Here is an 11205-nt window from a genome sequence, read left to right as displayed (position 1 = left end):
TCATGTTTTTTCTCCAATAAGTCTTTAGTCATATACAAGTATAATTCTTATTTACTATAAAGGGAATATTTGAGATAATTATTTTGTTGTAAATATATTTAATAGGAGGAGATAAAGGGAAAGTGAAAAAAATTAGTATGATTCTTTTAGCCTGCTTGCTAGTGGGCGGAACGGCAACATACGTAGCAACTAAAAGTAAGACGGTTCAAGCAACAGTCAGTAGTTTCAAATATGCATTAAATGGAGCTAATTGGAATCCGAAAACCACAACAGCACCTGTAGTGATCAATGGTCAAACATACATACCAGTACTTAGCTAAGGAAGCAACGAAGACGAATATAACTGTTGACTCCAAATCAGGTAAAATGAACTTTGGAGAAAAGCTTGCTGAGACACCAATAGACAAAGAAAAGATTTCATACGGCTACGGCAACTATGCTGCGCTTTCCAAAAATACAAAGTACACTCAAGCAACAGAGGTGGCTTACAAAGAAGTGATGGTTGGAAAGAATCTTGCCAAAATTACCTTTTACCCTGATAACAAATATCAAACCATGGTTCTTGATTTGAAAGCTTTTGATGGTTCGGCAAAGGTGTCAGTATTGATAATGGGACAAAAGAAGAATTAAAGGCATTGTTCCTTGATGTGGATTCTCCAGTAGAAGAGTTAGATTTTAGTGTTGTTGGGCGGAAGTCTATAGTTGTTAAATTCGAGGCAGATAATTATTCTAAAGGTACAAACGTAGCAATATTCCCAAGTTCGTACTACAAATAAGATTAAAGAAATGCTGTCGGCTCGTTGCTGGCAGCATTTTTATGTGCAGTTTGATCGTCACAATTAATAGTGCAGGGATAAGGTATTTTCTTATGCAGTGTGGTTGGCATGGCTGATGATCAGTAAGGCAATGTGTGAACAAGTGTCTCTAGAATTGCATTAGGTTATCTGTTCGTTTTTCAATGGAATGAAAAATGTCGAGGATATGAGGTGGAGATTTGGCTGTTGTGGTCGATGATGGTGTCACAGTCTGTGATTGTGATGCGGAAGTCCTCTCCACCAAAAAGAAAGAGCCGAGGGGTTCGTAACTAGCAATATTTATTATTCCATAATTTAGTTTTCGCATGTATACTGTAAAGTGGACAAGAGCGGACTATAACTGACCTCCATATGAGGGGAGGTGGTAATATGTCTACTTATGAGGCACTTATCCTTATGATCTAGTTTGCTACACTTGTAGTGTTAATTATTCGTAACAGACAGAAATAACCGCGCAGTCTTTGGCGAGAGGGCGGTTATTTCATAGAAAAACTATTACCGCTCTTGTCCTTTGTAAAATAAAATTTACTGCAACAAGTGGCAATTCAATTTTAACTTCAAATGTAACGCATTACAATAACTAAAATAGTTATTTTTATTCTTAAAATGAAATGTAACACACTACATATAATCACACCATTGACCTACACGTTGGGTAAGTGTGTTCCTCTTTCAAAAAAGAGAATTGGCAAGTTAGTAGTACTCACGATGTTCAACAGCCATTCTCATTCTTAGAATAATTGAATTTATACATAATAGAGGTGAGTATCTTGGATTTAAAAACTAACATACAACAAGAATTATGGGATTCTATAGAAAAGAACTATGACAATGAGAGCTATTCGAGTGCTATTTTAGATGCTATCCATTTACTTACGGAAACAATCAGGAATAAGACTGGTCTTGAAGGTGATGGCTCTAGTTTGGTTGGACAAGCTTTTGGTAGTAGCTCTCCCATGATTCAGCTTAACAAAGGGCAGACTGAGTCAGAGAAAAACGTTCAGAAAGGAATGGTAGATTTACTTCGAGGTGTGTATACAACAATTAGGAACCCTAGGAGCCATGATAAACATAGCGATAGCAAAAGTGATGCTGATTCTATAATTCTGTTTCTCGACTACATACTAAAACTCATTGATAAGTCTAAGATACAGTTCGAATTAACAACGTTTCTGAACAGAGTATTTGATAAACACTTTGTCCGTAGCAATGAATACTCAGATTTGTTAACTGATGAAATACCAAAAAGACAGAGGCTTGATGTTGCAATTGAAGTTATTTTAAGAAGAAAGAGTGCAGATGCGATTTTGAACAACTTACATTTTTTCATGCGAGCATTAATAGAAAAAATGGAAGAGAGAGAAATTAGGCAATTATATCACGTAATTAGTGATGAATTAAAATATACTTCTGAAGCTGGTGAAATCAGTACAATCCTAAAGGTTGCTCCCGCCAAATATTGGGAGTTTATTAACAAGGCAGTGAGAATGAGGATTGAGAACATGTTGTTTGAAGATGCGAATTCTGGATATTTTAATAAAAATGAACAGAAATGCGTTAGAGGAGCCTTAAGTACCTGGATTGAATCAGAGCATTTGAAGAGGTTTGAAAATTATATTGGTTGGTCTCACATGCTTGTTAGAAAATTGTCAAGTAACGAGGAGTACGAGAGAGCTTATATAGAAAAATACTTTTGGGATAAATTATGTTTTGCTAATAAGGATCAAATAAGTTATTCACTAGAAAAATATTTTTTGAAAGGATTTAAGGAGCAGGATACTCTTATCTTGGAGAGATTAAAAGAGCAGATACAGTATTTTGAGGATCATCCTTGGTGGGATGTGTTCGAAGAAGAATTAAAGGGAAACCCTGAGATTCAGTATATCGACTTCCCGTTTTGATTACTCGGCTCACTTAGAAACTGATGTGTTTAAATTCTATTTTAAGTTCATTTTCAAATTGACAATAAACCAGGGGTATAGTATGTTTCTCGTGAACAATTTTGGCAACTAATTGTTCGCCTCGAACCCGATAAATGATGAATAGTTGAACAAAATCATAGAAGATTTAAGAACACTGTATCCGGCGATTGCCGAAAAATTCAAAACGACGCCGTCCCGCGTCGAACGTGCCATCCGCCATGCCATTGAAGTGGCATGGACTCGCGGTAACATCGACAGCATCAGCCACTTGTTTGGTTATACAATCAACATCAGCAAGTCGAAACCAACAAATAGCGAGTTCATCGCGATGGTTGCTGACAAGCTGAGAATTGAGCATAAGGTAAGCTGAAAGGGTCAGGAGTAGTGAGCTGGCAAGAATAGTTTGGATTCAAGTTTGATTCTAACCAAGGCGGCCTATATCTGAATTCGTTCATTTCATGCCAATAAACTTCTGTAATATATGCCAACGAATACCGTCATTTATTGGATTAAAGATATCCAGTAAATGACGGTATTTTTGCATAACGAAATAACACAGAACATGATGATGAAATTTGGTGTTGCATGTTGCCTCTGAATTTTGAGATCAAGCATTAAAATAAGCTCCCTATAGCAAAATTTAGAAAAGTAAATATTTCATAAACTTTTACCCTCAGTTAACGCTTTTTCAAGTAGAAAGTGGTACGATGTGACCATTGACAAAGACCTACATATATATTTGAAAAGTTCGGATTAGATGCTACGAACAGAGGAGTAGAATAGTATGTTTACGCAAATAGGCGAGATTGCTGAACCAATTCCTGTAGTAAAATCTGATACAAAATGTGATATCGTCTATCATCTTTTCAAGTCCAGTCCTAGTCTGGAAGGTATAGCTGTTATGGGGGAGCAGGGAGTGTCATTAATGATGAGGCCCCGATTCTTTCAGCAGATTGGCACCCAGTATGGCTATAATCTGTATATGGGACGTCCTGTAGAACTGGTGATGAACACACAGGCACTGGTCGTGGATTATTCAGAACAGATTACAGATGTCAGTGTTCTAGCCATGGACCGAGATGAAGGGGAAATATATGATCTTGTGTTGGTCACGTCAGGAGAAAGTTTCTTTGGAGCTGTGAGTATTCGGCGTTTGCTACTCGCTGTTGCTGATGTACGGGCCGAAATGGCGATTTTTATGAACCCGCTAACTGGTCTTCCAGGTAATCATATTATAGATGAAAGGCTGTCTCAGGCTCTTCAGATGGACCAATTTAGCGTACTGTACGTTGATCTCGATCAATTCAAATCCTACAATGATAGCTACGGCTTCAAAATGGGGGATCAGCTTATTCAGGCGACAGCTAACTTGCTTCGCAAGCTATTTGTTCCCCCTGAAGCTTTTCTTGGACATATCGGTGGTGATGATTTTATTACGATCCTGAATCACCATGATTACAAATATTTTAGTGAGGAAGTCATCTCAGGTTTTGAGGAAATGAAAAAGACATTTTACAACGAACATGATTGGCATCATCAATATGTTCTGGGGGAAGGACGTTCCGGGCTAAATCGGCCCATTCCTCTGGTGTCGGTATCCATCGCCGTTGTAACCAATAGGAAGCGAAAATATGAAAACATAGATCAGATTATTGATGAGGCCACACGCATCAAAAAAGGTTGTAAAGCGATTGCTGGAAGTATCATCTGTGCAAATGATACCGCCACTACTCCGTGCTAGAAATAAAATTACGAGAACGTAGAGGACAGAGAGAACCTAAAGATGTGGGTCTAAAAGCTTTCTGTAAGAAAGCTTCTTCGGAAGCTGAGGCTTCGCCTCTATACCCATAACGTTAAAAATACAAGAAAAACCGCTACTTATCAGGAGTTAGTCACCTGTAATAGCGGTTCTATCATTGGATGCGAGTCGAAGGTTGTGTAGCAAACGAGCCACTTTAATCTTTAAGCTCATTATGTATACATAAAATTATGTTTGATCAATGCGTACTCAGATTCGAATATCGACGGATGGATATGAAGCAGCAGGAGATGTAGAAGCCGTAGTTTGCGGACCATTTCCTGATTCCTGATCTGTGGTTCCGCCATCTGATGGGTGCTCCTTACTTCCCGTTTTCATTCCTTCATTTACTTCCTGATTGTCTTCTCCAGATGTTGCAGAGATGGGAGGTTGTGCCGATTCTTTAGGCGCGGATTGATGGATCTCTTCCACCAGTTCCCCAATCTTCTGATTAACCTTGTTTAACTGGGAGTTGATGTCCAGGACGGTCTCTCGCTTTGCCTGAAAGACAGTGCGCTCTGAGTTTTCCAGCATCATTGATTTGCCGAGATCGAGATCATTTGTGGGAGGATTGATCTCCAGAACAAGTCGGTCGAAGCGGGTTTCTCCTTCGGTGGTCTGAATGGAGCTCTGCATGCGATCACGCAAACCGACCAGCTTACCCAATTGATCATAAGTTTGACTATGCTTGATCAGGTGATCGAGTGAAGGGGCTTGTGTCTCGTCGGTTGGTTTGGGTTGTTGCTGTTGAGTCTTTTCGGGCTGTCTTAATTTGTTCATTTCTTGCAATTCTTCAGCTTTAATTTGGGCAATCTGGCTATCGATCTGGGAAATGGAGCTTGTTAAGGATTTAATTCGCTGAGCTTTGGTTTTGGTATCCAACTCCTCATTGGTTTTTACACCTTGCATTTCTTCATTGAGCCGGATCTTCTGCTGCATAAGTCCCTGAATTTCTTTATCCCGATTGGAGACTTGATTCCCGGGAGTGAAACTGCTTTTGGTTGCAGATGAGATTGAATTCATATCCTCTGTTCTCCTTCTACTCTTTATCATGGTTCTATTTACATATATCGGATGTTAAGAGAAGGATTTGAATAGCTCTTGTTTCATTGCAATGGATTCATTTTGCGTCGGTTGTATTGCGTACTTCATCATAATAATTGATAATGGTTATCAATAAGTGAGTGGAAGTTTAGACACAATTTATGTAGACGGAGATGGGTTAGCAAAATGTGGAATGATTATTATATCCTCTGGAACTATGCTGCGGTGAGTATAACAGATATCCGTTACATGGAACTCGGGGCATATGAAGAGGTGGAATATAAATTTCCGACAAGTACCTTTGTACTCACCATTCAGGGTTATGCTGGAGTGACGATTGACAACCAAACGTATGAAGTGAGTCGCTTTTATATTCTCCATGGGGGAAAAGGGAGTAAGTTGGTGATTCAAGCAGGCGAATCCGGATTGCGCTTATATTACTTGATGTACAAAGCAAACCTGCCTAGTGGAGGGAGAAATGATCTGGGAAGGTTAATGGAGCGTATCAATCCGTTCCAAATGAACTATGGCTTTACCCCCGATATGCCAACCATTCTATATGAGCAATTGAAACAGATGCACTTTTTGTGGGATCAAAAGAACCCTATTCAGCACTTTCAGGCCAAGAGTTTGTTCTATGCATTTGTGGAGCAGATCTCATCACAGATTCCTCGTATATCTAATCGTTATCCAAGTATTATTGATCAGGTCAGCAAAGTCATTGAAATTGTAGAGTCTTCCTACACCCAGCCACTTACACTTCATGTTTTGGCAGAAATGATTGGCACCAGCCCAAGAAGTTTGTCACGCAAGTTCAAACAGTCGACTGGAACCAGTCCGATCGATTATCTGCTTCAGTTTCGTTTGTTCAAAGCTAAGGAGATGTTGCTGCAAACGGACGCCACGTTGGATGAGATTGCAGCCGGCATCGGTTATCCGGATGGATATTATTTGGGACGTATGTTCAAGAAACATACAGGTCTTTCTCCTTTGCAATTTAAAGAAAAGACCTCAGCACCCCTATATTGGCCTGATCTGACATTAGGCATGGCGCGAAATGACATTTTCAGAGGTGGAAGTGGAAGGTATGTTTATACTGATGGTGATAATCATTATCAATATGAGCATGGAGGGTCAATAAATATGAACAGACAGACAAGAACGGGAATGCTACTTAGTATTCTATTAAGTCTTACATTACTGTTAAGTGCCTGCTCTACAGGTGTTGCCAGTAATTCGAGCGGGGATGCTTCCGGAAGCAATAGTACGTCAAGTTCTACGAAGACAGTAACAGCTGAGAATCAAAGCAAAACATCGGAACCACGTACAATCTCAACGGTTAAGGGAGATATTACAATCCCGGCTGAACCTAAACGGATTGTGGTTGACTTGTATCTGGGAAGTCTGATCGCCCTGGGAATCAAACCTGTGGGTACACCGGAGATGAACCTCAAAAATCCTTATTTTATCAAATCACTTGAGGGCGTGCAGAATATTGGTGAATATGAAACCATTTCTCTCGAAAAGGTGTTGGAACTTGAACCGGATCTCATAGTGACAGGTAATCCTGATTTATTTGATTCCTTTAGCAAAATTGCACCTACCTTGGTTGTACCTTATGGCGAATTGAAAAACACCCACGAAGAAATTGCCTATTTCGGTGAAGTCCTGAATAAAGAAAAAGAATCTGAGGCATGGTTAACCGATTATGACGCAAGAATTGCAGATGCCAAGAAGCGCGTTCATGAGGCGATTGATCCGCAGGCCGAGGTGTCGGTCATGCAGTTCTATGATAAAGCACCGTTGGCCTTTGGTGATAATTTTGGTCGGGGAGGTCAGGCAGTCTACAGCGCGCTTGGGCTGAATCCTCCTGCAGATAAAAAAGAGATTTTAATGAAGGATCAACTGGTTGAAGTTTCATCGGAAGCGATTCCTGAGTTCGCCGGAGACTACATTATTCTAACAGCAGATAATCTGACCCTGGAAGAGTTGAAATCCAAACCGGTCTGGAGTTCACTGGATGCGGTTAAAAATGATCGTGTGTTTATCTGGAGCCCGGATCGTTCATGGTACTTTGACCCGATTGCAACATTGGATCAAACAGAGGAATTGGCCGAGTGGTTTACGAAGATCTCTGAACCAAATTAAGTCTAACAAGTGATGGATGAGATGAAATCCAATTCCACTCTAAATTTCAGTTGATAATGAAAATTATTATCATTTATAATAAAGGTATATTAGTGAACCTCTGCTACACATATGTTATCGGATGTGTGGCAGAATGATGACCTTGTAAGGACTTTATTCCGGATGAGGTTGGGATTGGAGAGTATTCGATGCAATTAGACGAACAGATGAAATGCTGGAATCATGCCGCTGTTAAGGTTCTGGATATACGCCGAATCGTTATTGAGGCAGGGGCACAACTGAGTTCCTACACACTTCCGGCAAACGGTTTTATATATACGATTCGAGGATCAGCTGTGCTTCAGTTGGATGGACAAACATACAAGGCAGAGCGGTTCTACATGCTTCATGGGGCCAAAGGATCTTCACTGGATATCCAAACCAACGAAGATTTCGAATATATTCTGCTCTATTACAGAGCATTCCTTGCCTTTCCTAGTTATCGTAAAAAGTGGTTATTGGCACAGCCGGAAGTTGCACCGTTCTCTTTGCAATATGGATTTGCACCGAGTAGTCCGCTGGGGTTGTTACGTTACCTTGATGAGCTTGAGGGTGCATGGAGTCAATCTGGCAGTCTGGATCTGCTTCATACAAAAAGTTTATTTTACCAGTTCATTCATGAAATGATGGTTCAATTGGCAGAGCAGGAGATCAAAACAGAGCTTGCTGACCCGGTGAAACAAACACTTCGTTATATACAGAATCATTATAGGGAACAGGTCACGCTTGATTTCCTGGCTGAACAGTTCAACTACAGTTCCCGACATTTATCCATGCAATTCAAACGACAGACGGGTTACAGTCCCATTGATTATTTAATTCAGACTCGAATCGCCAAGGCTCGAAATCTGCTTGTACGATCTGATGCAACGCTGAGTGAAATTGCAGCAGAAGTGGGTTATTCGGATGTGTATTATTTTAGTCGTATCTTCAAAAAACATGTGGGGATCTCTCCGATTCAGTATCAACGAAAGATGAGAGAAGAAGCGAGAGCAGAGGATCGTCCATTGGTAATCTCTGAATCGTCCATTGGCCGAAGATGGAAGTCGGGATATATTGATTATGAGAATCATTATCAATATATAGACGGAGGGTCTACACCAATGAAAAGAAGAAAAACAAGTTCCAGTATGATTATGGTTGCATTATTGAGCATAACGATGCTCCTCGCAGCCTGCTCTTCAGGTACAGCAACAACACCAGCAGCTGGCGAAGGAACGGGTGCCAGTTCCAATAACAGCAGTACGGCAGTATCATCCGACACAGGAAGCCAGACGAACAAAGACAATGAAACACGCACGGTCTCGACGGTTAAGGGTGACGTAGTTGTTCCAGCAAATCCTAAACGGGTTGTTGTACTATATCTCCAGGGAGACGTCGTTGCGCTTGGAATTAAGCCAATTGCTACATCTGAAGTATTCAACGGGGCTGCCTACAAGAGTGAACTTGAAGGTGTAAATTCACTAGGTACCTGGTTCGAACCGAATCCTGAAGCTGTCATTGACCTTGATCCGGATCTAATCATTGTTCCTTCTGAAGAGACGTATACGTTGTTAAAGGATATCGCACCTACGGTATATATTCCATACGAGAAAATGACAACAGAAGAAAGACTCCAGAGTATAGCGAGTATTTTTGGCAAAGAACAGGAAGCTGAGACATTAATCAATAATCTTAATAGCAAAGTCGAAGAGAGTAAGCAAACACTAGCAGATGCAGGCATATTGGACAAAACGGTTTCCATTGTGGAGGGCGGTTTGAAAGGTATGGTCGTTGTAGAGAGCAAGCAATATGGCCGAGGATCTCAGGCACTATATGAATACTTGGGGATGAAAGCACCTGAAGTGGTACAAAAGAAAATTGATGTAGTTTCGGAAGCGGGAGGCTCTAATCTATCCATGGAAGTACTGCCTGAATATATCGGGGACTACGTGTTTCGTTCGGTGTATGAAGGGGCAGATAACCTTACGGATGATCCAATATGGAGCAGCATCCCGGCTGTTAAAGAAGGTCGCCTAATTGAAATTGATTTTGATTTCTTCTACTATTCGGATATCTATTCAATCAATAAACAAATTGATTTTGTCGTTGAAAAGCTGTTGGCGGCTCCAAGAGCCCAATAGTAAAGAGCGGATTTGTTCGTAAAATTTTTGTACAAGAAATGTTTGTTTTTTAGCCATTGTAATTTGATAAGATTACCATTACACTAGGATTTAAGTGATAATGAGAATCGATATCAAATACTCGATGTTCTGGATCGAATTAACGGAGGTATTTTTAATATGAATCAGCAGTTGGAACTTTATGATGTAACCATTATCGGCGGTGGCCCTGCGGGCATGTACTCTGCCTTTTATAGCGGCATGCGAGATATGAAGACCAAGTTGATTGAGGCACGTGACAAATTGGGAGGTCGCATGCTCTTTTATCCGGAGAAAATGATCTGGGATGTCGGGGGTGTGACGCCAATTCTGTGTGAAGATCTGATTAAACAATTGGAAGAACAGGCAAGAACTTTTGAGCCAACCCTCGTATTTGAACAACAGATCGAAGGATTCGAGCGTCAACCTGATGGCACGATTCTGTTAACTTCTGCAACAGGTGAACAACACTGGACACGTACCGTCATTATGGCAATCGGATATGGTATATATAAAATGGCCAAGCTGGAGCTTGAAGGTGCAGACCGTTACGAGGTTAGCAATCTCCACTATACCGTGCAGGAACTGGAGCCATTCCGTGGTAAACGCGTGTTGATCTCGGGTGGAGGCGACTCTGCTGTGGACTGGGCGAATGAACTAGAAGCACTGGCAGAGCAAGTTACGGTTGTGCATCGTCGTGACCGCTTTGGCGGGTTGGAGCGTAATGTACTGCGTATGAGAGAATCCTCTGTAGATGTCCGTACACCATATGCGGTAGAGACACTGCATAGTATGAGTGGTGATGTGATTGAACAGGTGACCATCTCACACGTGGATACAGGTGAAACTGAACTGCTTGAAGTCGATGCTGTCATTGTAAACCATGGCATGAAGAGTGACTTTGGTCCAATCCGGGATTGGGGACTTGATCTTGGCGAATGGCATGTCACTACAACAGAGAGATTGCAAACCAATATTCCCGGCGTGTTTGGCGCAGGCGATTTTGTAGATTATGGTAGCAAACTGTACCTGATTGCGGGTACTTTCACAGATGCAGCCCTAGCGGTAAACAGTGCGAAGCTATACATGGACCCTGAAGCGGAAAAAGTGGCTTATGTTTCTTCCCATAACAGTCGCTTTAAAGAGAAAAATAAAGCCCTTGGCGTTGTAGAAGAATAAAGGTCTTCGATCGGTTATATTAAGATGACTTCGGGTTCATTCGAGGCCACTGAAAAAGTCCAACATCTATAAACAGATATCCCTCCTCATTTTTTTGAGGAGGGATATCTGTTTTCCTG

7 protein-coding genes and 1 pseudogene are annotated in these 11205 nt (G+C 41.0%); 7 read left to right on the top strand and 1 reads right to left on the bottom strand.

The window, feature by feature from the left end; all coding sequences use genetic code 11:
- The first annotated feature begins 288 nt into the window (after positions 1-288).
- From C170_RS22545 to C170_RS22530, 4 genes and pseudogenes are all read left to right on the top strand, one after another.
- Complete coding sequence (locus C170_RS22545) at positions 289-630, top strand: hypothetical protein (RefSeq protein WP_036614326.1); 342 nt, start codon at positions 289-291, stop codon at positions 628-630.
- A 955-nt stretch (positions 631-1585) separates the two neighbouring features.
- Positions 1586-2716, top strand: a complete 1131-nt coding sequence (locus C170_RS22540; RefSeq protein ID WP_036614323.1) for a TIGR02391 family protein — start codon at positions 1586-1588, stop codon at positions 2714-2716.
- Positions 2717-2885: 169 nt separating this feature from the next.
- Positions 2886-3107 (top strand): annotated as a pseudogene (locus C170_RS22535) (sporulation initiation factor Spo0A C-terminal domain-containing protein); the annotation flags it as partial.
- A 414-nt stretch (positions 3108-3521) separates the two neighbouring features.
- A complete protein-coding gene (locus C170_RS22530) occupies positions 3522-4478 on the top strand; it encodes a GGDEF domain-containing protein (protein WP_036614317.1) in 957 nt (318 codons plus the stop codon).
- A gap of 267 nt (positions 4479-4745) precedes the next feature.
- Here C170_RS22530 and C170_RS22525 read toward each other — a convergent pair whose 3' ends face one another.
- The gene (locus C170_RS22525) at positions 4746-5558 is read right to left on the bottom strand and encodes a hypothetical protein (protein WP_036614314.1); all 813 of its coding nucleotides are present in this window, start codon (positions 5556-5558) and stop codon (positions 4746-4748) included.
- A gap of 207 nt (positions 5559-5765) precedes the next feature.
- Here C170_RS22525 and C170_RS22520 point away from each other — a divergent pair, with 207 nt between their 5' ends.
- From C170_RS22520 to C170_RS22510, 3 genes are all read left to right on the top strand, one after another.
- Positions 5766-7727, top strand: coding sequence for an AraC family transcriptional regulator (locus tag C170_RS22520; protein WP_036614311.1), 1962 nt, complete (start codon positions 5766-5768; stop codon positions 7725-7727).
- 188 nt (positions 7728-7915) lie between these two features.
- A complete protein-coding gene (locus C170_RS22515; RefSeq protein WP_036614308.1) occupies positions 7916-9889 on the top strand; it encodes an AraC family transcriptional regulator in 1974 nt (657 codons plus the stop codon).
- Between the two features lie 159 nt (positions 9890-10048).
- On the top strand, positions 10049-11086 hold the full coding sequence (locus tag C170_RS22510; RefSeq protein ID WP_036614305.1) for an NAD(P)/FAD-dependent oxidoreductase: 1038 nt from the start codon (positions 10049-10051) through the stop codon (positions 11084-11086).
- The last annotated feature ends 119 nt before the right edge of the window (positions 11087-11205 follow it).

The sequence above is a fragment of the Paenibacillus sp. FSL H7-689 genome (assembly GCF_000517905.1).
In the GTDB taxonomy this organism is placed as follows: Bacteria; Bacillota; Bacilli; order Paenibacillales; family Paenibacillaceae; genus Paenibacillus; species Paenibacillus amylolyticus.
The sequence above is the reverse complement of the archived record's forward strand: the minus strand, read 5'-3'. Positions and strand labels throughout refer to the sequence as shown.

Coding starts and splice junctions, on each gene's coding strand:
- C170_RS22545 (WP_036614326.1), top strand. CDS start 289: ATGGTCAAACATACATACCAGTACTTAGCTAAGGAAGCAACGAAGACG.
- C170_RS22530 (WP_036614317.1), top strand. CDS start 3,522: ATGTTTACGCAAATAGGCGAGATTGCTGAACCAATTCCTGTAGTAAAA.
- C170_RS22525 (WP_036614314.1), bottom strand. CDS start 5,558: ATGAATTCAATCTCATCTGCAACCAAAAGCAGTTTCACTCCCGGGAAT.
- C170_RS22520 (WP_036614311.1), top strand. CDS start 5,766: ATGTGGAATGATTATTATATCCTCTGGAACTATGCTGCGGTGAGTATA.
- C170_RS22515 (WP_036614308.1), top strand. CDS start 7,916: ATGCAATTAGACGAACAGATGAAATGCTGGAATCATGCCGCTGTTAAG.
- C170_RS22510 (WP_036614305.1), top strand. CDS start 10,049: ATGAATCAGCAGTTGGAACTTTATGATGTAACCATTATCGGCGGTGGC.